The following is a 23543-nucleotide window of genomic DNA, read 5'->3' as shown; positions in this document are numbered from 1 at the left end:
CAATTTTTCAATGGAGCTAAATCCAGAAGAGGGCCTTGAGGAAGAAATAAGAGTACAGAGAGGACTCCCTTCCAATGTTAGGAAGGAAGATAAGCCCTTATTTAACGAGTGGCTCCAATCATCTTTTATTATACAGCCCTGCTGGGTTTTGAATGATGCTCTGATTTTGCAGGATACCGTTTTTTCTTGGAAAGAGCTGAAATTCTTTGCTTCCCATACCCATGTTAATGGATTGGGTGTACTTCCCTTGGGAAAAAGAGTGTTGAATTGTGCTTTTAGAAAATGGCGCACGATAGAAAGTGGCATTTGGATCAAGGATGAATGGAGTGCCAATTACTTTCATTGGATGACGGATTGTTTACCGAGAATTTGGCAAGGGTTAGAAAAAGGGGTGACCGATCAAGTCATCTTACATGAAGCATATCAAAAGCTTCCATTTGTCAGTCAAAGTCTCAAGTTATTAGGAATCAAAGCCATCTTTTATTCTTCATTTGAAAATCTTAAAGTCAAAAAATTGGTTTTGACATCCCGCACAGCTGTTTTTCCACACTTTCACCCGGAATACACGCTGGAAACTAGAAACAGACTTTCCAAAATCTCGAAAGCCCCTTACCGCAAAATCTACATTAGTAGAAGTTTAGCCCCCAAACGTAGGGTTTTAAATGAAAAGGAAGTGGAGCTGTGCCTAAATAAAAAGGGGTTTGAGATCTATCATTCCGAAAAGCTTTCGGTGAAGAAGCAAATCGAATTGATGGGTGAGACAGCTATTTTTATCTCTTTGCATGGGGCAGCGCTTACCAATATGCTTTTTTTACCGATGGGATGTAAAGTGGTTGAATTAAGAAATCACGAGGATGACCAAAATCAGTGTTATTTTAATCTTGCCAATGTGCTAGGGCATGAGTACTACTATACTTTGAATGAGGGGACTGAAAAAGATACCATCCTAGCTAATTTCAAAGTTGATATTGAGGCTCTAGAGAAATTAGTCAACCAATTGGTTCAAGAATAAACCGATATCCATCTAAGGTTCGCAGAAATCTTCATTTTTTCCTATCTTCTGCCAGATTTTACTCAAACCCAAAAACCTATGGCAAAGAAAAAACTCCGGAGTCAGGAGTGGTACGGTCGAACCGGAAAAGACGGATTTATCTATCGCTCTTGGATGAAAAACCAAGGATTACCGCATCATCTTTTTGAAGGTGAAAAACCCGTAATCGGAATCTGTAATACCTGGTCTGAATTCACTCCCTGCAATGCACATTTTCGAGAGTTAGCAGAGTCAATCAAGCAAGGAATCTGGGAAGCCGGAGGTTTTCCTCTTGAATTTCCAGTGATGTCTCTTGGAGAATGCTCAATTAAGCCCACGGCAATGCTATTCCGAAATCTAGCTTCGATGGATGTGGAGGAAAGTATCCGTGCCAACCCCATGGATGGTGTGATTCTGATGTGTGGTTGTGACAAAACCACTCCTTCCTTGGTCATGGGAGCGGCCTCGGTAGACTTGCCGACCTTGGTTGTATCGGGAGGTCCCATGCTGGTAGGTAGATTTAAGGGAAAAAAAATTGGCACTTCTGATGTTTGGAGGTTTGCCGAAGAATATAAATTAGGGAAGCTTTCTCAGGAAGAGTTTATAGAAGCCGAGGCTGCGATGTCCCGTTCAAGAGGGCATTGCGCTCCGATGGGTACAGCTTCTACGATGGCTGCTATGGTGGAAGCTTTGGGCTTGGCAATGCCAGATAACGCTACTATTCCAGCGGCTGATTCTCGAAGAAAAGTTTTGGCGCATATGGCAGGAATGCGGATTGTTGAGATGGTCAAGGAAGACCTCAAAATGAGTCAGATTTTGACACGTAAGGCCTTTGAAAACTCCATCATGGTCAATGCAGCACTGGGAGGATCAACCAATTTTATCCTTCACCTAACAGCCATAGCCCGTCGAATCGGGGTAGATTTAGATCTGACTGATTTTGATCATTTTTCTTCCAAAGTGCCTTTGATTGCTAATGTGCAGCCCTCGGGAGAGCATTGGGTAGAAGACTTATTTTATGCTGGAGGCCTTCCTGCTGTCATGCGGGAAATCCAATCCAAACTTCATACAGATTGCATCACAGTCAATGGAAAGACGCTAGGTGAGAATATCGAAAAGGCTGAGTGCTATGATCGAGAGCTAATCGGAACTTTAGAAAAACCCATCAAGCCGGACTCAGGAATAGCGGTTCTGAAGGGAAATCTCTGTCCAAATGGAGCTGTTATCAAGCCCTCGGCTGCTAGTCCCCATCTCCTGACTCATACGGGTAAAGCTGTGGTCTTTGAAGACATAGACGATTATAAGGCTAAGATTGATGATCCAGACTTAGAGGTGGATGAAAACTCTGTTTTAGTGATGAAAAATGTGGGGCCTAAAGGTTATCCAGGAATGCCTGAGGTTGGAAATATGGGACTTCCTGCCAAACTCCTCCAAAAGGGAATCAAAGACATGGTACGAATTTCCGATGGACGAATGAGTGGGACAGGATACGGTACAGTTGTCTTGCACGTGTCCCCGGAGTCTGCCATTGGCGGGCCATTAGCTTTGGTGCAAAATGGAGATATGATTCAGCTCGATGTGCCAAATCGAAGTTTGAATTTGCTGATTTCCGATGAGGAAATGGAAAAGCGCAAAAACGCCTTTCAACCTACTCAATTACCCTATGAACGGGGCTATGTCAACTTGTTTCTTCATCAAGTCAATCAGGCTCATGACGGGGTAGACTTTGATTTCTTACAAGGAAGCTCAGGTTCGGAGGTTAAGCGTGATTCGCATTAAGCGTGACTTGAATAAATTGGATTTTTGACATTTAGAAAAATTTATTTCCAATGGGAAAATCAAAGGTAGCCATCATCACAGGGGCAGGACAGGGAATTGGTCTGGAAATAGCTAGGAAGCTTCTGGAACAAGGAGGGAAGGTTGTTTTAAATGATGTAGAAAAAGGTTTGGTTGAGGAATCGGTCGCTACGCTTTCCCGAATGAATAGCGGAAGTATTATTGGTTGCTCAGGAGATGCTGCAAGTCATGAGACGGTCGAAGAGATGGTCCAATTGGCTCTTTCAACATTTGGGAGAATAGATCAAGTTGTCGCAAATGCCGGAATCACACTCTTTGGAAGCTTTTTGGATTATAGTAGGGAGGATTTTCGAGAAGTAATGCGGGTTAATCAGGAGGGAACCTTTTTTCTGGTTCAAGCTGCTGCCAGAGTTATGAAAGAGCAAGAAGAAGGAGGTTCCATTCTGCTCACTTCCTCAGTTACAGGTCATCAAAGCCATGAAAATTTAGCTGCTTATGCCATGAGCAAAGCTGCTTCTGAGATGCTTGCCAAAAATCTAGTCCTGGAATTGGCTCCTTTAGGAATCCGGGTTAATACCATCGCTCCGGGAGCAACTCTCACTGAGCGCACTACTTCTGACCCTGAGTATGCCGCCACTTGGTCCAAGTTGACTCCAACAGGCAGACCTGCTTCCACGGTGGATATCGCGGAGGCCGCCGCTTTTTTGCTCTCGGATACTGCTCGCCACATTACAGGACAGACTTTGATTATTGACGGAGGCTGGACAGCCGTGAGTCCCTCTCCCTACTCCTGATAGCCCATGATAGCCTCCCCGAAAAATGAAGATTTTCAGAAGTTTCCACCACCGTGGGATCTCAAAGGGGAGGGGATTATTTTGGTTTTTAAGTTTCCGAAAAAGTGGGTTGAAGACCAAGGGCAAATGCCAGAATACCTTAAAGGTCAATTTAAAGGAGGATTGGGATATTTGATGCTGGTGAATTATACCGAAAGTCCCGTGGGACCTTATCGGGAATTGCTCCTGATTCCTGGAAAATTCGGAAGTCATAGAAAGCAATCCATTACCAAGATTTTTGTAGACTCCGATCTCAGCACGATGAATGGCCAAGCCAATTGGGGAATTCCGAAGGAGACCATGGACTTTGACTGGGAGGAAAATCATGGAGAAATTCAAGTGCGTGTAAAATCTAAAAATCAGGTGTTTTTTGATTGTTCGATTCGTCCATTTGGATTCTCTTTTCCGGCAAGTACAGCTTTGCTTCCTATCGATTTGTATCAGCAGTGGGAGGGAAAAGATTTTTTCACCAAACCATCCGGAAAAGGAAGGGGGAAGTTGGCGAAAGTCAATTTTAATTTCATCAAAGCAGAATTCTTTCCTTCTGTCAATCAGGTAAAGCCTTTATTGGCTGTACATATCCGCCCCTTTCAGATTCATTTTCCAAAGCCGAGTTTTCGTGAGTGATTTTTTCAAAAATAAAAAAGTACTTATCACAGGTGCTGCTTCGGGGATTGGGAAAGCGCTATTGATTCAGCTTTTGGAAAAAGGAGCAGAAGTATATGCAGTAGATATTTCGGATTTAGGGCTAGAGAAGTTGAGGCAGGAGTTTTCTGAAATTAAAGCCAAACAAGTGGATTTGGCCGTCAAAGGAGCAAATGATCTGATTATAGAATGGCTGGATCAAAATAACTTTCAAATCGATCTAGTCATAGCCAATGCGGGTAAAGCGGAATATGGTCCAGCCAAAACACAAAATTGGAAGGAAATGGATGCACTCTTCCAGTTGAATACCTTTAGTCCGATTGAACTGGGAATGAAGCTACAAGAAAGACAGGCTTCTTGTCATCATGTCATCATTGCTTCAGCGATGTCCTATTGGGCAGTCCCCGGATACAGCTTGTATGCAGCTACCAAATCGGCCTTGCTACAGTGGGCGAGAACAGTATGGAGTGAAGGCGGACAACAATTGACGCTTGTATTTCCTATCGCTACAGCGACAGCTTTTTTTGATCATGCCGGTAAAAATATTCCCAAGGCTTTCCCTGTTCAGGATCCTACGACCGTCGCAAGAAGAATTCTCAGAGGTTTGGAAAAAGGAAAGAAAAGGATTTTTCCCTCTCGTTTGTTTTTTATGATGCGATTGATGAGTAGGGTTATTCCCATTATACTGCCCATCTATCATTGGATGGAATTGGAAAAACTTAGAAGATGGGTAAAAAACAAAGCTAATTCTGAGTAAGTTAGCCTTCTAAAACCACCTAAAGATGAAAAACGCATATTTACTTATCCTTGCCAGCTTTTTAGCATTTGGCTGCTCCACTGATCAGAAGCAGTCCATGCCAGATACGCTTCCTTTTCAAGTGGCCAAAGCCTACGGTATTGAAAACTTTGATCAGGTGAAAAAAATCTCCTACACCTGGAATGTACAGCGTGATTCGGTCAATGTCTTTTCAAGAAATTGGTCATGGGATATCCAAAATAATGAAGTGGGTTATTCGGGTCCGGATACCACTTACACCTACAGCTTGGAGATGCCTTCAGATTCTTTGCCTGACGCGGATAAAGGCTTTATCAATGATAAATATTGGCTCATGATGCCTTTCCAATTGGCCTGGGATACTGGGTATGAATACGAAGTCGCTGAGAACGTGCCTTCACCACTTCATCAAACCAACTCCACCAAATTGACAGTCGTGTACAATTCTGCAGATGGGTATACACCGGGAGATGCCTATGATTTGTATCTGGATGAGAATCATCGAATCCTAGAGTGGACATTTAGAAGGCAGAATGGCGCAGAAGGCAGAACTTGGACTTGGGAAGATGTACAGGACTTTGGACCCATACAGCTAGCGACGATGCATAGAGATGGTGAGGGAAACCGATTCATTTGGTTTTCGGATGTGACCGTAGAGTAATTTGAAAGAAAATCCCACTCTGCCAAGTGGGATTTTTCTTTGGTAAAATTGTAGAGTAAATCAGAACTCAAAAAAGCCCGCTAATCTCACCTGAGCCAGAAATATCCATTGACTCAGCAGCTGGCTTTGCAGGGAGCCCGGGCATTCGGAGAATTTCTCCTGCCATTGGGATTAAGAAGCCTGCTCCTGCCGCAAATTCGAATTCTCTAATCGTAATCTGAAAGCCTTGTGGTCTCCCGATCAGTTTTTCCTGATCACTGATACTTTTTTGAGTCTTTGCGATACAAATGGGGAGCTTTTGATATCCTAGCCTTTCTATTTTCTTGAGTTGGTTTTGTGCTTTGGGACTAAGGATGATTTCAGATGCACCATACACTTTCTGGCTTACTTTTTTGATCTTATCGACCACAGAGTCTTCCAGCTCGTAGGTAGGTTTGAAGGAGCGATTGCAATTTTCAGCTTCTTGGATGACTAGTTTGGCTAGATCCAAACAGCCACTACCCCCTTTCTCCCAGCCTTCGCTGAGAGCTACAGGTACATTCAATTTTTTGCAAAAGTCTATTAATAATTTCTTTTCAGCTTCCGTGTCGCTTTTGAAAACATTGATAGCCACCACCACGGGAATTTCAAATTTTTTGAGACTTTCCAAATGATGTTCGAGGTTGGGTAAGCCCTTTTCTAAAGCTTCCAAATCCTCTGTTTCCAAATCAGTGAGAGGCTTACTTCCATGATATTTCAAGGCGCGAATGGTAGCTACCAAGACGGTCGCCTTAGGAGAAATGCCAGCTTCCCGGCATTTGATGTTAAAAAACTTTTCTGCACCTAGATCCGAGCCAAAGCCAGCTTCCGTCACAGCATATTCTCCTAAGCTCATACCCATTTTGGTGGCTAGGATGCTATTGGTGCCTTGGGCAATATTGGCAAATGGCCCTCCATGAATCAAGGCGGGATGATGTCCTAAGGTCTGTACGATATTGGGTTTGATAGCCTCTTTCATGAGGGTGGCCATTGCACCTTGCGCATTGAGATCAGAGGCAAATACAGGACTACCGTCTAATCGATCCCCCAGATAGATTTTAGCAAATCGGTTTTTTAGATCCTCGAGGTCTTTGCTCATGCATAGGATAGCCATTACTTCACTTGCTGCCGTGATCTGAAAACCTGTTTCTCTGGGAACACCACCGCTTTTACCGCCTAGTCCACAGACAATATTTCTAAGGGAGCGGTCATTCATATCCATGGCACGCTTCCAGAGGATGGATCGAGCATCTATTTGTAGGTTTTTGACTTTGCTTTGAATGGCATTGTCCAAAAGTGCTGCCAGGAGATTATTGGACTTTTCGATGGCATGGAAGTCTCCAGTGAAGTGGAGGTTGATGTCCTCCATAGGTATCACCTGTGACCACCCGCCTCCGGCAGCTCCTCCTTTCAGACCAAATACTGGGCCTAGGCTCGGTTCTCGAATGACCGCAATCGAATTCTTCCCGAGATCATTAAGTGCGTCGCTAAGCCCTATTGTCACGGTAGTTTTACCTTCACCTGCCGGAGTTGGGGTGATGGCAGTGACCAAAATCAACTTTGACTGTTGAACTTTTTCTTCCTGAATCAAATCCAAGTCCAGCTTTGCCTTGAACTTACCGTATGGCTCAATTTTTTCCTCTGGTAGACCAAGTTTTTGGGTGATAAGTCGGATTGGATGAGGAGGAACTGATTTGGCTATGTCTAGATCGTTCATTGGTTTTTTTTATCAAAACAAGAAGAAAATCCTTGGGAATTCCCTGATAATACAAGCTTAAAAACATGAGATAAATCAGTAAAGAAGAGGATCGGGATCATTAGATTTTTACAGATGATGTTTTATATTAAATAGTAAGTTAAAACAATCTGGAAATATTTCGATTAATTCACGGAGACCAGCGAGGTATTGGGATAGTTATCTCTAAATGGATAAAGAGGATATTTAATCTTTATTATTTCATACAAATGTGCGTTTTGTTCAATAAAGGCCTTTATATTGACAGGGGTGTTTCTGACATCAAAAAAGTAATTCTAAAGATCAATGACTGTAGATAATTTTGAATATAAAAATTGGTATCACCATTTAGCCGAAGGTGTAGTTTTCCAAGATAAAAATGGCTTAATATTCGATGCCAACGCTGCAGCAGAAGAACTCTTAGGGTTAAGCCTGGACCAAATGATAGGGAGGGAGTCAGTCGATCCAAGGTGGCATACTATTCATCCTGATGGTTTAGATTTTCCTGGGGAAACGCATCCCGCCATGATATCCCTGAAAACTGGGAAGCCTGTTCACAAGGTTCAAATGGGGATTTTCAATCCTAAGGAGAATGATTATACTTGGATTTTAGTTAATTCCTATCCAATTTTTTTGAAGGATGAGCAAGAACCTTCTCAAGTCTTTACCACTTTTGTCGATATCTCCGATCAAATCCTAGCAGAAAGAAATTTGAGGGAAGAAATTGTCCTTCACGAAACACTAGTTTCGGTTTCCTCTTCATTTATACATCTTTCTGAGGATCAGGTTGGTGAATTTATTCAAAGAAGCCTGGAAAAGCTCGGGAAGTTCTTGGATGCGGATCGGATGTATATTTTTGATTATGATTGGGAAAATGATCAAACCTCCAACACATTTGAATGGTGTGCGGATGAGATTGAGCCATATATAGATGCTTTGCAAAATGTACCTTTAGAAGGCATGGAAAGTTGGACAAATGCTCATCGGCAGGGAAAGATAATGTCTGTGTCTGATGTGTCTTCGCTGAATGAAGACGACGTTTTGAGACAAGCTTTAGAGCCTCAGAGAATACAAAGCATATTAGCCATACCTGTAATGGTGGGAAATGAATGTGTAAGTTTTGTGGGAATAGATTGGGTAAAGAGTAAGCACACATACAGCCAAAGGGAGTTCAGGATTTTAGATATATTCGTCGGGATTTATGGCAGAGTAAAGGAAAGATTTCTTAGGGAGCGAGATATTTTTGAACGCCTTAAAGAGCTCAAGTCAATTTATGGAATATCTGCTCTGTCTCATGAATTTTACAATGGTTCGGTAAAGGAGTTTCTCTCTAAAGCTGTGGACATCATCCCACCAGGCTTTTTTGAACCGGATGAGACCTTTGCCGTCATCAACTTTGATTCGGAAAGGTTTGAAAGTGCCAATTTTAAGGAGACATCCAAGAAGATTCAAGAGGATATAGTCGTCAATGGGAAGATCCGTGGCGAGGTAGTGGTCTATATCACTGAATCGGTTTGTTTTATTCCGGAAGAATACCCTCTACTCAAAGCTATCAGCACTATTATTTTTCAATTTATAGATGCGTCTGAAAAGCTTACTGAGATTAAACAAAGTGAGTCCCAGCTTAAACTCTTACTTGAGTCTCAATCAACTTATATTGTCTGGACAGATCTCGAAGGGCGGCCTACCTATTATAACCCTGTTTATGAACAGAGATTCGGAGAAATTTTATTTGATGCAGAAGATGAAGAGGGAACTATACTCAAATCAATCTGTGAATACCATTGGGGAAGAATCAGAGAGGTAGTAGAGAAATGTATAAAAAATCCGGGTCTGGTTTTTAAAGTCGAGCTAGATAAATATACCGTAGATAATAAAATTTGTAATACTTTTTGGGAAATTACTTGTGTAACAGATCAAGCTGGTAACCCTTCAGAAGTCCAATGTATAGGAATTGACTATACGGCTCAAAAGGAAGCAAGTGATCAGTTGATTGAGAGCGAAAAACGATTTCAGGAAATCACTTCGCTTAGTGGATCTGTCATTTGGGAAATCGATCTGGAGGGGAAGTTGCTATATGTCAGTGAGGCCTCTAAAACTGTCTATGGCTATCAAAAAGACGAGTTGATTGCCAAAAAATCACTTAATGTATTTTGTGGTACTTCAGATATAGGAGAATGTCTTCATGGCTTTAAAGATAAAGTCAATACAGGTAAACCTGTAACCTTTGATCTTCAGGGTAAACACAAAGACGGAGAGATTATTTGGATTAACCGCACGGTAAAGCCCGTTTTGAATGAGAAGGGAGAGATCCTAAATTATCAGGGCTCAGATATTGAAATCACAGAAAGTAAAACCGCGGAATTAGAGATCAAGAAATTATCCGAGGCTATCGAGCAGAGCAATACTCCCACCAAGATTGTTTCATTTGATGGAGTTATTGAATATTATAATGCAGCATACAAAGAGCTTCTTGTAAATATTCTGGAAGTCGATCTCCCAAATGGAGTAGCTATTGGAAATATTCGGGATTATTTTGATTACCCACTTGATGAGCTAAGTGAATATGCAAGTAATCTAGTAGAGAATAAGAGTTCAGGGAAAAGGATTCCTCCCTACCGCCAGGAAATTAAACTTGTCAGTAAAGTTTCCTCAAAGGAAGTATGGTTTAAGCTAACAGTTTCTCCTATCTCCAATTTATCTGGCGAATTTCACAAACTACTATTGTTCTATGAGGATATCTCAGATAGCAAGAAGTATCAGGAAGAGATCCTAAATCTCAATTCAAGTCTGGAAGAAAAAATTGCTGCAAGAACCCAAGAGCTTTCCATAACCAACGAAGTACTAGAAGGGGCTATTTTAGATGCAAAAAGAGCAAATGAGGCCCAGCGCCAATTTTTATCCAGGATGAGTCATGAATTACGGACTCCTTTGAATTCCATACTTGGATTTGCACAAATCCTCCAATTGTCCAATTTATCAGATAGTCAAAAAAGAAACCTGAATTTTATTCTGGAAAGCGGAAACCATCTATTGAATCTGATCAATGAAGTATTGGAGATATCGAGGATAGAGGCTGGGCATATCGAAGTTTCTCTTGAGCCCGTCGAGCTCCAAAGCTTGATGAGTGAGGTGGTGGATTCTGTCCGAACTGCAGCCTTTCGGAATTCCATATCCATAAGCACTCCCTCGTTGAGTATTGAAAAACTATTTGTCATTGCTGATTTGCAAAGACTTAAGCAGGTCATAATCAATCTAATCAACAACGCTATAAAATATAACAAGCCTAATGGTAGTATCAGTATAGAATATCAACTTTCGAATAGAGAAGAGGATCAAGAGTTTATTCAAATTCATTTCAAGGATACTGGGGTAGGAATTTCTGAAGAAGACATTCCTAAATTATTTACTCCTTTCGAAAGAGGAAGAAACTCGACTTCTTCAATCGAAGGAACTGGTTTGGGACTCTCGGTGGTGGATAAATTGGTGCAGCTTATGGGAGGGTCTGTTGGTGTATCTAGTAATCTCGGAGAAGGAAGTGATTTTTGGATAGAAATACCACTTCAAAAGTCCTCCTACAGGGATCTTTTGAAGGAAGATTTCTCGCAAAAGGGAAAACCCAATAAGAAACCCTCAAAATCTACTATTCTATTGGTGGAAGATAATCCCACAAACATTGAGCTGGTTCAAGAGTTCATTAAACTGATTGACCCCGAAATCCAACTAATTTGGACCATGACTATGGAAGGAACCATTCAGTTGGCAACTGAATATCACCCAAAAATCATCCTTCTTGATCTCAATCTACCAGAGGTCCATGGTTCTGAAATTTTAGAAGAATTAAAGAAAAATTCAACACTTAAAGACATTCCTGTAATCATTGTGAGTGCGGATGCGACCAATCATTCCATGGAAAGAATGGAAAAGCTTGGAGCAGAGGGTTACATTACCAAGCCAATGAGGATGGACTTGCTTAGTAAGATTGTTGATGAATATTTGTAGTGAAATGATTAAAAAACCCTTAAAAGAGTCCATTCTTGAGTCTAGGATATTTATTGTAGACGATCAGATCAAGAACTTGATTCTCTTAGAAAATGTACTGGAATCTGCTGGATTTGGAAACATTTGGTCCACCACAGATGAGCGAGAACTCCTCCCGAAACTTAAAACTGAAAAGCCGGCCATCCTTCTTATTGATTTGATGATGCCTCATATAAGTGGGTATGAGTTGATTAAATCCATTCGGAAAGATTCCGAAAAGGACACTTTGCCCATCTTGGTATTGACAGCTGATATTTCATCTGAAAGTAAACATCAGGCGTTTGATCTGGGAGCTAATGACTTCTTGACAAAGCCCTTTGATATCAGGGAAGTGATATCTAGGGTTCAAAATCTTATCACGGCATCAGTCGTATTGGATCAACTACAAAATCAAAATATCATTTTAGAGGAAATGGTAGAAGAAAAGACAGCCTATCTAAAGGCTGCTTTGGATCTTACCGAAAAGAGAGAAAGATATTTCCGGGTATTGTTCAATTCAAGCTTCGATGCGATTCTCTATTTTAATCTTCAGGAAGAAGAGCCTTCCAACTTCTTTGAGTGCAATCCAGCAGCAGAAGCAATTCTAGGATATACCAAGGAGGAGCTTGCAGGATTAAGTATAAAGGATTTGGATTGTGATTATTCTGATGATTATTACTTTAAAATCAAAGAGCAGCTGAGCTCGAAAAGTGAGACTCTTTTTCTAGAGCGAAAGATTAAAATCAATTCTGGAGAATGTAGAATAATGGAAACTTCCTTTGTGAGTATGGAGGTGTTAAATAAAATTCAGACAGTTGTTTTCTTGAGGGATGTAACCGAAAAAGTAGAGCAGATTGAAACAATCTTAAATCAAAACAAAATTTTCAAGGAGATTGCCTGGTCCCAATCACATGAGGTGAGGGCTCCCCTTTCAAGAATGATGGGTGTAATTGATTTAGTTGATGATGAACTGAGTTCGGAATTGGATGAAGAGACTGCAAGTTTTATAAAAATCATCAAGGATTCTTCGCATGAATTAGATCAAATAATCAGGAAGATATCTGAAAAGTCCAATGTGGCCCAGTCAAAAACTAATGTAACCCTAGGATAGAATGAAAAGTGACTTTCAAATAATAGTGGTCGATGATGATCCTCAATTTATCTTTCTTCATAATTGGTCACTCAAAAAATTAGGGTTTAATGTGCATCCCGAGCATTTTCAAAACGGTGAAAAGCTTGTGGAGTTTTTTAAGCAAAAAGAAGATTCCCAAGCAAAATTTTTGATTTTACTTGATATCTATATGCCTATAATGGATGGGTGGGAAGTTTTGGAGTTTTTGGAATCAAAAGGGTCATTTGATACCATAAAAGTAATTTTGGTAACTTCATCGGTAGATAAAGGCGACAAGATCAAAGCTGAGAACTATACTTCCATCATTGATTTTTTGGAAAAACCGCTAGCTATTGATTATCTGATGGGATTGAAGGATAAGACTATTTTTAGCTGAACGGCTGTGGCTAAATATGACAACCTCTGATCACTTAAAGCGAATGCTTTTTTTCAATCCTAGCTTAGCATCAAAAAAAATCCAAACTGCCTTTGGGGTATAATATTATGGAAGGTAGTAGCCCCGACAGGAATCGAACCTGTATCTAAAGTTTAGGAAACTTCTATTCTATCCATTGAACTACGGGGCCATTATTTCAACTATTATTTGGGCTTTTTTTATGCTTCAACAAGTATCTTTTCAAATAGAAGAGTAGCGACTTAGTATTTAGAGTTTTTCTAATTCCTATCCGATACTGTTTTGGTATCCATTGAACCCTGACAGCCGGCAGGCAGGTACGAGGCCAAAGGGAGTTGCAAGATACGAGAAATGCCAAAAAACCAATAAATATAATCAGCCCAACTTATGGGGATTCAGAGATTTACCCTATCTTTGCACTCCAAATTTAGGATGGACGGGTTCCATCCACTAAACAAACAAATATAAATTATGCCAGTAAAAATCAGATTAGCACGTCGAGGCCGAAGAAAAATGGCGATGTATGACGTGGTTGTCGCTGATGCAAGAGCTCCACGTGATGGACGCTTCATCGAGAAGATCGGAACTTACAATCCGAACACTGACCCTGCATCGATCAACATCAACAATGAGCGCGCTCTACAGTGGTTGTTGAACGGAGCCCAGCCTACCGATACGGTGAAGGCTATGCTGTCCTACAGAGGAGTCATGCTGAAAAAACACCTCCAAATCGGAGTAGTTAAAGGTGCAATCACGCAAGAACAGGCTGATGCCAAATTCGAAGCTTGGTTGAAAGAAAAAGAAACTAAAATCCAAAGCAAAGTCGATTCTATCGGTAAGGCTAAAGACGAAGCCCGTCAGAAGGCTCTTGAAGCTGAAGCTGCTAAGAATCAGGCTCGTTTGGACGCTATCAAGGCAAGAGAAGAAGAAGCAAAAGCTGCTGCTGAAGCTGCTGCCGCTGCAGAAGCTCCTGCTGAAGAGTCCGCAGAAGAATCAGCTCCTGAAGCTTCCGCAGAAGGCGACGAAGCTCCACAAGCTTAATAGTATATTGATTCATGAACAAGGAACAATGCTTCCAATTAGGCTATGTTTCGAAAGTTCATGGACTCCGTGGTGAAATAGTGGTCGTGCTCGATGTGGATTTTCCTGAAGATTATGAAGATCTGGAGCACATCTTTCTAGAACGCAATGGCCGCTTAGTCCCTTATTTCTTGGAGCATTTCGTGCTTCAAGCAGGCAATAAGGCGCTGGCAAAAATTGAGGAACTAGATCGTATTGAGCAGGTGGAGGAATTGGTAGGATCGGAAGTATATCTTCCACTATCTGAACTACCCGAACTTGATGAAGACCAATACTATTTTCACGAATTGATCGGGTTTGAAGTAGAAGATGAAGTGCATGGCTCCTTAGGGCAAGTGCAAACCATCTACGACTTGGACGCCCAAGACCTTATCGGGGTCATCCATCAAGAAAAAGAGGTTCTCATTCCGATACAGGATGGAATCATCATCAAGGTGGACAAGGCAGCAAAAAAAGTTTTCTGTCGATTGCCCGAAGGATTGCTTGACATTTATCTGGAAGACTGAGATATGCATATCGACATCATCAGCGTGGTACCGGGATTGCTAGAAGGTCCCTTTTCACATTCTATTCTGAAAAGAGCAGAAGAAAAAGGCCTGGCAGTTGTCAGGGTACATAACCTGCGGGACTTTGCTACTGGCAAACAGAAGCAGGTAGACGATTATGCTTTTGGTGGAGGTGCAGGAATGGTCATGATGGTCGAACCAATTGCCCGGTGCATCGAACATCTCCAAAGTCAGCGAACATATGATGAAATTATTTATATGACGCCTGATGGGGAGACATTCGATCAGCCTATGGCAAATTCTCTATCGCTGAAGAAAAACCTGATGATCTTATGTGGTCATTATAAAGGAGTAGATCAGCGTGTGAGAGACCGATTCATTACCAAAGAAATCAGTATTGGTGATTTTGTGCTGTCGGGTGGAGAATTAGCAGCAGCTGTAGTGGCTGACGCTATTATTCGTCTGGTACCAGGAGTCTTAAATGATGAGACGTCGGCATTGACCGACTCTTTTCAGGATGACCTGCTCGCACCGCCGGTCTATACTCGTCCCGCTGACTGGGATGGGATGGAAGTTCCAGAAGTATTGCTCTCAGGTCATGAAGCAAAGATCAATGAATGGAGATTTGAAGCATCGGTTCGCCGAACCCGTGAACGAAGACCCGATCTATGGGCTAAGTCAGGTTTGGGGGATAGCGAAACAAGTAAACGGAAAAAGTAAATAACAAGCCACGTGTTGGCCAAACAGCGAAAGCATAAAATATAGAAGCTATGAGCGAACTAATGAAAATCGTAGAAGCGGAATACAGCGAGGCGAGAGCCAAATTCCCTTCTTTCAAAGCTGGTGATACCATCAACGTACACGTACGAATCAAGGAAGGTAATAAGGAGAGAGTCCAGCAGTTCCAAGGAACTGTCATCCAGCGTAAAAACCCGAATTCCAATGGAGAGACTTTCACAGTAAGAAAAGTATCCAACGGTATCGGTGTAGAGCGTATCTTCCCTATCCTTTCTCCATCTATCGAGCAAATCGATCTATTGAGACAAGGTAGAGTAAGAAGAGCCCGATTGTTCTACTTGAGAGGACGTCAGGGTAAAGCTGCTCGTATCAAGGAAAAGATTCAGGTGAAGCACTAATCTTCCCAAAAATCATAAAGAGGAACTCAGAAATGGGTTCCTTTTTTTGTTTTGGACTCATAAGGTGGATGTGATTATTGAGTACATTGAGTCCATCTAGGGAAGTAAAGAGTGAATAGTAAATGGTATGGTTTTTTTTGGCTCAAAGCTGAGTAAATGATGAATAAAAAGCGACGGATGAATCTTAAGATTCCTGCCTTTTCAAATCCCCTTTTTCCCTACAGAAGCCATCATTTTTCCCTACCTTTGCAGCCTGAATGGGGAACAATCTCCATTATTGCCTGTTTTTTTTAAGACAATCAATCACTCATGAGTAGAGAAATTCGCGTAAGATTTGCCCCGTCACCTACAGGGCCTTTACATATCGGAGGGGTACGTACTGCCCTTTATAATTACCTTTTTGCAAAAAAGAATCAGGGTAAATTCCTGCTTCGAATCGAAGATACCGATCAGGCTCGCTACGTGGCAGGTGCTGAGGAATATATTCGGGAATCCCTCGAATGGCTCGGTATTACACCTGACGAAAGTCCCTGGAACCCAGGAAATGTAGGTCCTTATCGGCAATCTGAGCGGAAGGCTGATTACATGCAATATGCGCTTGATTTGGTTGAAAAAGGCCATGCTTACTATGCTTTTGACACTTCGGAAGAACTCGAAGCTATGCGCGAGCGACTGACTGCAGCTCGAGTCGTACAGCCTCAATACAACAGTATCACCCGTACGCAGATGAAAAACTCCCTGACATTGCCGGAGGATGAGGTGAAGGCAAGATTGGCGTCTGGGGAGCCTTATGTGATTCGAGTGAAAATCCCCCGCAAAGAAGAAGTACGCTTTCATGACCAAATCCGTGGTTGGGTAATGGTTCATACCTCCACTTTGGATGATAAGGTGTTGATGAAGTCAGATGGAATGCCAACTTACCACTTGGCTAATATCGTAGATGATCATCGTATGGGAATTACGCATGTGATTCGTGGAGAGGAATGGCTACCTTCAGCACCCTTACACGTATTGCTTTACAAGTATTTTGGATGGGAAGATACCATGCCCGAATTTGCCCATCTGCCGCTTTTGCTGAAGCCTGATGGAAATGGAAAATTATCCAAGCGAGACGGTGACCGAATGGGATTTCCTGTTTTTCCACTTGATTGGAAAAACGAGGAGACCGGAGACTCGGCCATGGGATTCCGTGAGCAAGAATACCTACCGGAAGCTTTATTGAATTTCTTGGCCTTCTTGGGCTGGAACCCGGGCGATGAGCGAGAGCTTTTTTCCAAGGAGGAATTGGTAGAGGCTTTCAGTATTGAGCGGATTGGGAAAGCCGGTGCCAAATTCGACATAGCCAAGGCTAAATGGTATAATGAACAATACCTCCGGGCTCGTTCAAATGCTGATTTGGCTGATTTTGTCATTGAAGCAGCCAAAAAAGATGGGGTAGAGCTAAACTCAAAAAAGGCAGAGGCAATAGTCTCATTGACCAAGGAGCGCGTGACCTTCCCAGGGGAAATGTGGACTCAATGCCGTTTTTTGGTAAATGCTCCCAAAGAATTTGACGAGCAGGTAGCCTCCAAAAAGTGGAATTCAGATGCGGTAGCTGTACTTTCGGCTTACGCTGAGAAGCTTTCGAAATTTGAGGGAACTTATGATAGCGAAGTCGCTAAAACCCTACTCGGAGAGACTGCAGATGAACAGGAAATCAAACTAGGTAAGATCATGCAAGCCGTCCGATTGGCGGTGACAGGTGTCGGGGCCGGCCCGGATTTGATGGAGATATTTGCTATCTTAGGTGCAGGTGAAGTAGCAAACCGCATTCAGTTTGCAATTGAAAACCTACCTCGTCCAGAATAAGTATTAGAGCTATGAGCAAGCGAAAAAAGAAAAAACCCGAAGACCCAAAAGTTCATTCGGACTTGAAGGGTTTCAAAATGGAAATAGATCCTTTTGGAGAGATATCTTCCTCTTTTCCGATCGATAAAATCAATGAGTTTTTGAATAAAAATGTCGAAGATAAAAAATTGAAAGACCGGGAAGACTTGGATGATATCAAGCGTGGGTCTGACGAAGAAGAATAAAGAGGCTGTCTCAGATTTGGATGTACCGTCATCGCGATTCCATCAAAGTCGGGAGGCGGGCCTCTCCGCTGCAGCGGATCTAAATCATGAAAGTCTCATGAATTTTTTCTATTAATTATTTCGGAATTAAATATGATTTTTTATTTATTAGAGATGTAGTTTAATTCATCCATTAATTTTTAAGAAGGAGCCATGAGGATTTTTATCTTCTTTTTGATTGTTTTCTTTCCGCTTTCTTTTGTTTTCGCTCAATCAGGCCAAATCGAAGGCAAAATTGTGGATGATTTTACAGGCTTGCCTGTACAGGACGTCCACGTTTTTATACACAATACGACCTACCAGACTTTCTCTGATTCTACTGGAAAGTTTCTACTGAATAATATTCAGGACGGTCAATGGGAAATTCAGGTAAGAGGAAATGGATATACTTCCCAATCCCAGACTATATCGGCTTTGTCCGGAAAGACTTTAGAGGTGGTTTTCTCCTTGGAACCGGACCCTCAATCGAACCCTTTGTTCTCTGATTTTTCTAAAGGCAAGGTGAAAAAGTATAAAAGAGCCGTTGAGAAGAAATTCCTTGCTGATCATCCAAGTTCATGGCAAGTGGAGCTATTAAATTCTGATCAACTGATTTTTGAGAAACGAGCTGATAGGAAAATACAGGTTTCCTCTCAAGGGCCTCTTTATTTTTCTAATCGAGAAACTGGCTATTTGGTCACCATATATTTCAGTCCTTTTCTTTTAGAAGATGAACAGCCTCAATTGCAAGCCTATTCCTACTTTGAATTACCGGAAGGTGAAGGCATCGAAGAAAGGCGAAGCAATCGGCTTAGGGTCCATCAAAAAAGCCCAACTTATTTTTTGTCACAATTGATGATTGGGGAAATAGGGGATTTTCGTTCTAGTCCCAATCCAGAAGTTTCATTTTCAGATCAAGAGGGAGAGTACTTTTTAAAGTTTGATACTCCATTGGAAATTGAGACAGCGGATGGCAGGAGAGGCAGAATGTATTATGAAGGAGAAAAGCTTCAAGTCAAATTGAATGGAGCTCCAACTGATTGGTCAAAGTTGCAGTGGAGAGGAGAGCTTTTTGAAGATAATCCGATCTATGCCGTACCACAAAACTTCAATGCAGACAGAGTTTTTGCTTTGGCTAATCTGGAGAAGAATGCTCAGACCATGCAAGAGCGAATATACCTTCATACCGATCGAAGGCATTATTGGCCAGGGGAGCAAATCTTATTCAAAGCATACCTCAGCTATACCAATCCTGTCTTAGCTCAAGATTTAAGTAAGGTTTTGCATATTGAGCTGATTGATACGGTCGGTTTTGTGTGGTCTCATCAGGTATTTAGGATCACAGATGGCATTAGTGCGGGGCAGCTTGCCATTCCTGATCTCTCAGAAACTGGTAATTTTTTTCTAAGAGCTTACACAACCTGGAGTTTGAATTACGAGCAAGCTGAGCATATTTTACCGATTCAAATTCTTGATCATTTTAGTAAGCCTGAAGCATCTTCGGATGAATTTAAAGTGAAAAATGTCAGGGTTTTCACAGACAAACAAAAATACGAAGGACAGGAGAAAGTCACCTTAAATGTGATGATTACCTCAGATGATGGAGTGCCTATAAACTCGAATTTTTCAATTACTGTATTGGATTTAAAGCAGGCAGTATATGTCCCTGAGAGAGGCGAAATTGCTGAACAGCTAAGTGAAAAATCTTCAAGAGGCGAGATGGAGGATTTCAAGTATCCGCTCGAGAAGAAAGGATTTGAGCTTGAGGGTTTGCTCCAAGATAATGAAGGTAATCCTATTCAGGGATCCATTCAAGCTTTTGTAAACGGGTATGAGGATGAGCGAAAGATTAAATCTGAAAAGGACGGCTCCTTTGCTTTTTCTTCACTGGATTTCGAGGAGGACTTTGAGATTAATCTCAAAGCAACAAGTGTAAAGAATCAGCCAATTCGGACCATTAAGCTTGACCTCAAATCCTATCCAAGTGAGGGCCTTGATTTAGAGATGGTTTTCCCAAAAAAAGTAGAAAGAGGCAAGTTGTCTGATAAAAATATTCAACCTGTAAAGCCTATCGAAGCGGGTGAAATTCTTCTCGAAACTGCAGAAGTTAAAGGCAAAAAAGACAAGCCTTTTGGTACCATGATCTATGGAATTCCAGACAATGTGGTAGAAAGTGAAGAATTGAATTTAGTAGGCTCAACGGTTCAGTTTATTTATGCCTTGATGGCAAAGGTGCCTGGAATGACCGTCATGGGTTCTCCACCAAATATGTCGGTAAGATTCAGAGGAGGAGAACCTTTGATTTTGATAAATGGAACTCCAGCAAACGGCCTTTCAGGAGGTACAATCTCTGGTGGAGCGAGTAGATCCTTTTATAATATATTGGAGGGGATTAATGTCTTTGCCATTGATCGTGTGGAGGTAATTCGAAGGTTGGTGCCTCAGTATGGTGATCAGGGAAGAAATGGCTTGATCTCTATTTTTCTTAAAACAGGAGCTGAACTTGCAGCCACTCAAAACAACTTCAATCTTTTCAAATTAGAAGGATTTCAACGGTATATGAATTTTAGCAAAGCCCAAGAAACAAGAGAGAAATTTCCTTTTTTAGAAATTTTTAAACCCACCTTATTTTGGAGCCCATCTTTGATATCTACCAAAAACACCCTATCGATTCCTGTAGAATTTCAATTAAATGAGCTTGCTGGACCCATTTTGGTTGAAATTAGAGGGCTTACCGATCTTGGGGAACCCATTTATGGGACCTTCGTTTTAAATGACAATTAATAAGCTGACATTTTCTAATTTGGGGCCTCAGTAAATTTCATTCCTTTGAAGAAACTTATTCTTCTAGTAGCACTTCTGACTACTCAGGTATTTCTAGTATATTCTCAAACAGCCAAGGTGACTGGAACAGTCAAAGACGCTGACACGGGCGAGACGCTTCCCTTTTGCAATGTTTTTGTCAATAATACCACCATTTCAACGACCTCGGATTTGGATGGGGTATTCACCTTGTCAGACCTCGCTCCAGGTCCATTGGAAGTGGGTTTTTCATTTTTGGGCTATGTAGCCACTACGAAACAGGTCACGCTTAACCCTGGCGGTACCCTTACCTTGAATGTTTCTTTGGAGCCTTTGGAGACAGAGCTTTCGGATGTGGAAATCAAGGCCAAACGGGATAAGGCCTGGGAGCGGGATCTCCGGAAATTTGAAAACCTATTTCTCGGGAATGATGCCATTGCGGCTAAAACCGAAATATCCAACCCCTGGGTAGTGGACTTTCCTGAATCAGAAGAGCGAAACACCTTTTTAGCAAGCTCCCAACTTCCAATTGAGATCTTTAACCAATATCTGGGTTATAAAATTACCTTCGATATGAAGGAGTTTTTTGACAATCCTTCCAACTACCGAATTGTTGGAGCGGCAAGGTTTGAAGAATTGGAAGCAGAAACTGATCAACAGGAGGAGGAATGGGATCGGAATCGTATGGACGTGTATTCCAAATCTCCGCAGAATATGTTTCGGGCCATGATCTCCGGCACGCATGGAAAGGAGGGTTTTTACCTGTATGGAGAGCGGCCGAGTGCGGCAGATTCCCGAAATATGCGTTCGGATATTTTTGCTGATGAATTGGGGAAATCAGTCATTCCTTACAAGCCCGATCAACTAGTGACAGCGGCTGACCGTCCCGGTGAATACTGGATTCATCTCAAAGGAAGAATAGAAATTCACTACGAAAAAGGCTACACAACTGTCAATACTTACAAAGACGCGCCTTATCCCATTTCATGGATAGAAGTAAAGGGTGATCGGGTAAGAGTTCGGGAAAATGGTATGATTCTCAATTCCCAGGATGTGGTCTTTTCTGGCGATATGGACCGAAGGAGAGTGGCTTCCATGCTTCCTTTGGACTACGATGCCGAGCGAGCCATTCAGTTGCTAAATCTTGATGAGACCGCTGCCAACTATCAGGAACGCGTTTATTTACACACAGATCGTCCCTATTACCAAGCTGGTGAAGAGGCATTTTTTCAAGCTTTCATCAATTATGGAAACCCGTATCTCAAAAAGGAATTGAGTCAGGTTTTACACATAGAACTAGTCTCTGCTGATCGAGATTTTGTATTCAGAAAGAAGTATAAAATCTTCGATGGTTCAGCCGGTGGGAGCTTTTTCATCCCAGATAGTCTAGACGGAAATCAATATTTTCTAAGAGCATACACCAACTGGAACCGAAACTATGGTCCAGACCACCTTTTCTTAAAGCCGCTCCCAATCTTGAATCAAGATCAAGCCCTTGAAGCGCGAATTGCTCCTGTGGAGAAATCTGAAAATGTCACCTTGGAAGTGAGTCCGGGAAAAGCAGGGCCAAGGGAAAAGGTTCAGCTCAAAATAAAAACGCTGGATGATACAGGCAGGGCTCTCTCTGCAAGGGTATCCGTATCCGTCCTAGATCAAAGTCAAGTTGGAAGATTTCGGGAGGCTAAGGCCGCTTCTGAAGCTTTGGCTTTGGAGAAAATACCTGACAATATTGGATTGGACCGTTTCTCTTACCCGGTAGAGACTAATTTGGAGCAGGCTGGATTGATTCTGGATCAAAAAGGTAAAGGAACTTCAGGAGCTGTCACTGTATTTGTGAATAATTTTGAGGGAATCGTCGAGTTGGAAGCTGATAGAAGTGGTCAATTCAAATTGGAGGGGATGGAGTTTTATGGCCCTTTGAGACTGGCTATTCAGGCGACAGATTCTAAGGGTAGAACAGTTTCTGAGGTCAAATTGGAGGAAGATCTGGCTGCACCTTTAGCTGCTTTTCCTACAGTGGATTGGCCAAAATTCAAGATAGATCCTTCGTATCAGCCCATTTCTCAGGAAGAATTGAAGACGGAAGACCTTGAGTTGGTTGAGGTAGAAGACAAATCATTGGAATCCCCCAAGGCAATCTATGGAAGAGCCGACTTTGTGGTGACTTCCGACAAATTGATGGCAACTGGAAGCTCGGTAGACCTAGTGAATAGCCTTGCAGGAAATGTCCCAGGAATGCGGGTCACAGTGGCAGGTGCTTCAGGTCAGCAGCAAATCCGACTTCGAGGAGGTGCTACCTCGGTTTCCGGTTCTATGGAGCCACTAGTCATGGTAGATGGGGCTATTTTGGTGACCGCGCCGGGTGCGACTGCCGCTGATAATCTTCGAAATATCAATCCTAATGATATCGATCGGGTTGAAATCGTTTCTAGGACAGTTTCCATGCTGGGAGACCAAGGTAGAAATGGGGTGATAGCTGTCTATCTTAAGGAAGGTGTAAATACTCAATCGGTACCCACCCTCACCTCATCCGTTTCGAATTTTGTTATTCAGGGTTTTGAGCCTCCAAGAAGCTTTTACCAAATCGCATACGACGGAAGTGAAGAGGTAGAGCAGGACCTGAGAAAAACACTCTATTGGAATGGGAACTTGGTGACAGATGAGTCCGGTGAAGCGGTGCTAAGCTTTTTTACTAATGATTCGGGTGGGCCGATGACTGTCGAAATCCGAGGACTAAGCTTGGACGGAAAGCCGATTTCCGGCACCTTTACGATCAATTCATCTCAGAAATGAAATCGAGCATCCATGAAGCAGATAGGCATAAATTAGCCGTTACACACTGGAATTATCGTAAAATCTGCGAGATTCCATGTGGCATTTGAAAAACGA

Annotated in this window: 18 protein-coding genes and 1 tRNA gene; 17 read left to right on the top strand and 2 right to left on the bottom strand. The window is 42.1% G+C overall.

From position 1 onward, the window contains the following. Positions 1–10: 10 nt before the first annotated feature. The 6 genes from CDH51_RS09940 to CDH51_RS09915 all read left to right on the top strand — a co-directional run bounded on the left by CDH51_RS09940 (position 11) and on the right by CDH51_RS09915 (position 5741). Positions 11–1012 carry a glycosyltransferase family 61 protein gene (locus CDH51_RS09940; protein ID WP_100628448.1) on the top strand — a complete coding sequence of 334 codons (1002 nt, stop codon included), beginning with the start codon at positions 11–13 and terminating at the stop codon, positions 1010–1012. Positions 1013–1090: 78 nt separating this feature from the next. Beyond that, positions 1091–2809: an IlvD/Edd family dehydratase gene (locus CDH51_RS09935; RefSeq protein ID WP_026947858.1), complete on the top strand. Its 1719-nt coding sequence runs from the start codon at positions 1091–1093 to the stop codon at positions 2807–2809. A 50-nt stretch (positions 2810–2859) separates the two neighbouring features. Next, a complete protein-coding gene (locus CDH51_RS09930; protein ID WP_100628447.1) occupies positions 2860–3621 on the top strand; it encodes an SDR family NAD(P)-dependent oxidoreductase in 762 nt (253 codons plus the stop codon). A 6-nt stretch (positions 3622–3627) separates the two neighbouring features. After that, complete coding sequence (locus CDH51_RS09925; protein ID WP_100628446.1) at positions 3628–4287, top strand: acetoacetate decarboxylase family protein; 660 nt, start codon at positions 3628–3630, stop codon at positions 4285–4287. Further along, complete coding sequence (locus CDH51_RS09920) at positions 4280–5062, top strand: SDR family NAD(P)-dependent oxidoreductase (protein WP_100628445.1); 783 nt, start codon at positions 4280–4282, stop codon at positions 5060–5062. Before CDH51_RS09925 ends, CDH51_RS09920 begins: the two co-directional genes overlap by 8 nt. A 25-nt stretch (positions 5063–5087) precedes the next feature. Continuing rightward, positions 5088–5741, top strand: a complete 654-nt coding sequence (locus tag CDH51_RS09915) for a hypothetical protein (RefSeq protein ID WP_100628444.1) — start codon at positions 5088–5090, stop codon at positions 5739–5741. A gap of 67 nt (positions 5742–5808) precedes the next feature. On the opposite strand, the gene CDH51_RS09910 is transcribed toward CDH51_RS09915, so the two are convergent. Then, positions 5809–7476, bottom strand: a complete 1668-nt coding sequence (locus CDH51_RS09910) for a formate--tetrahydrofolate ligase (RefSeq protein ID WP_100628443.1) — start codon at positions 7474–7476, stop codon at positions 5809–5811. A gap of 324 nt (positions 7477–7800) precedes the next feature. Here CDH51_RS09910 and CDH51_RS09905 point away from each other — a divergent pair, with 324 nt between their 5' ends. The 3 genes from CDH51_RS09905 to CDH51_RS09895 are packed head-to-tail and all read left to right on the top strand — an operon-like array spanning position 7801 to position 13022. After that, positions 7801–11496, top strand: coding sequence for a PAS domain S-box protein (locus tag CDH51_RS09905; RefSeq protein ID WP_100628442.1), 3696 nt, complete (start codon positions 7801–7803; stop codon positions 11494–11496). 4 nt (positions 11497–11500) lie between these two features. Then, positions 11501–12625: a response regulator gene (locus CDH51_RS09900; RefSeq protein ID WP_198514295.1), complete on the top strand. Its 1125-nt coding sequence runs from the start codon at positions 11501–11503 to the stop codon at positions 12623–12625. 1 nt (position 12626) lies between these two features. Then, on the top strand, positions 12627–13022 hold the full coding sequence (locus CDH51_RS09895; protein ID WP_100628440.1) for a response regulator: 396 nt from the start codon (positions 12627–12629) through the stop codon (positions 13020–13022). Positions 13023–13140: 118 nt separating this feature from the next. Here CDH51_RS09895 and CDH51_RS09890 read toward each other — a convergent pair. Next, positions 13141–13212: transfer RNA gene (locus CDH51_RS09890), tRNA-Arg, on the bottom strand. Between the two features lie 299 nt (positions 13213–13511). On the opposite strand from CDH51_RS09890, the gene CDH51_RS09885 reads away from it, so the two are divergent. The 8 genes from CDH51_RS09885 to CDH51_RS09850 all read left to right on the top strand — a co-directional run bounded on the left by CDH51_RS09885 (position 13512) and on the right by CDH51_RS09850 (position 23447). Beyond that, positions 13512–14081: a 30S ribosomal protein S16 gene (locus tag CDH51_RS09885; RefSeq protein ID WP_100628439.1), complete on the top strand. Its 570-nt coding sequence runs from the start codon at positions 13512–13514 to the stop codon at positions 14079–14081. Positions 14082–14095: 14 nt separating this feature from the next. Then, a complete protein-coding gene (rimM, locus tag CDH51_RS09880; protein WP_100628438.1) occupies positions 14096–14626 on the top strand; it encodes a ribosome maturation factor RimM in 531 nt (176 codons plus the stop codon). Between the two features lie 3 nt (positions 14627–14629). Next, entirely contained in the window at positions 14630–15346 is a 717-nt protein-coding gene (gene trmD, locus CDH51_RS09875) for a tRNA (guanosine(37)-N1)-methyltransferase TrmD (RefSeq protein WP_100628437.1), read from the top strand. 50 nt (positions 15347–15396) lie between these two features. Further along, entirely contained in the window at positions 15397–15762 is a 366-nt protein-coding gene (rplS, locus tag CDH51_RS09870) for a 50S ribosomal protein L19 (protein ID WP_026947868.1), read from the top strand. 309 nt (positions 15763–16071) lie between these two features. Next, complete coding sequence (gltX, locus tag CDH51_RS09865) at positions 16072–17610, top strand: glutamate--tRNA ligase (RefSeq protein ID WP_100628436.1); 1539 nt, start codon at positions 16072–16074, stop codon at positions 17608–17610. 11 nt (positions 17611–17621) lie between these two features. Beyond that, the gene (locus tag CDH51_RS09860; protein ID WP_024284501.1) at positions 17622–17834 is read left to right on the top strand and encodes a hypothetical protein; all 213 of its coding nucleotides are present in this window, start codon (positions 17622–17624) and stop codon (positions 17832–17834) included. A 192-nt stretch (positions 17835–18026) separates the two neighbouring features. Next, the gene (locus CDH51_RS09855; RefSeq protein ID WP_100628435.1) at positions 18027–20636 is read left to right on the top strand and encodes a carboxypeptidase regulatory-like domain-containing protein; all 2610 of its coding nucleotides are present in this window, start codon (positions 18027–18029) and stop codon (positions 20634–20636) included. A gap of 45 nt (positions 20637–20681) precedes the next feature. Next, the gene (locus CDH51_RS09850) at positions 20682–23447 is read left to right on the top strand and encodes a carboxypeptidase-like regulatory domain-containing protein (protein ID WP_198514294.1); all 2766 of its coding nucleotides are present in this window, start codon (positions 20682–20684) and stop codon (positions 23445–23447) included. Positions 23448–23543 lie beyond the last annotated feature (96 nt).

Source organism: Algoriphagus formosus (assembly GCF_002807035.1).
In the GTDB taxonomy this organism is placed as follows: domain Bacteria; phylum Bacteroidota; class Bacteroidia; order Cytophagales; family Cyclobacteriaceae; genus Algoriphagus; species Algoriphagus formosus.
Note: the sequence above shows the minus strand (reverse complement) of the source record. Positions and strands in the feature narration are given on the sequence as shown.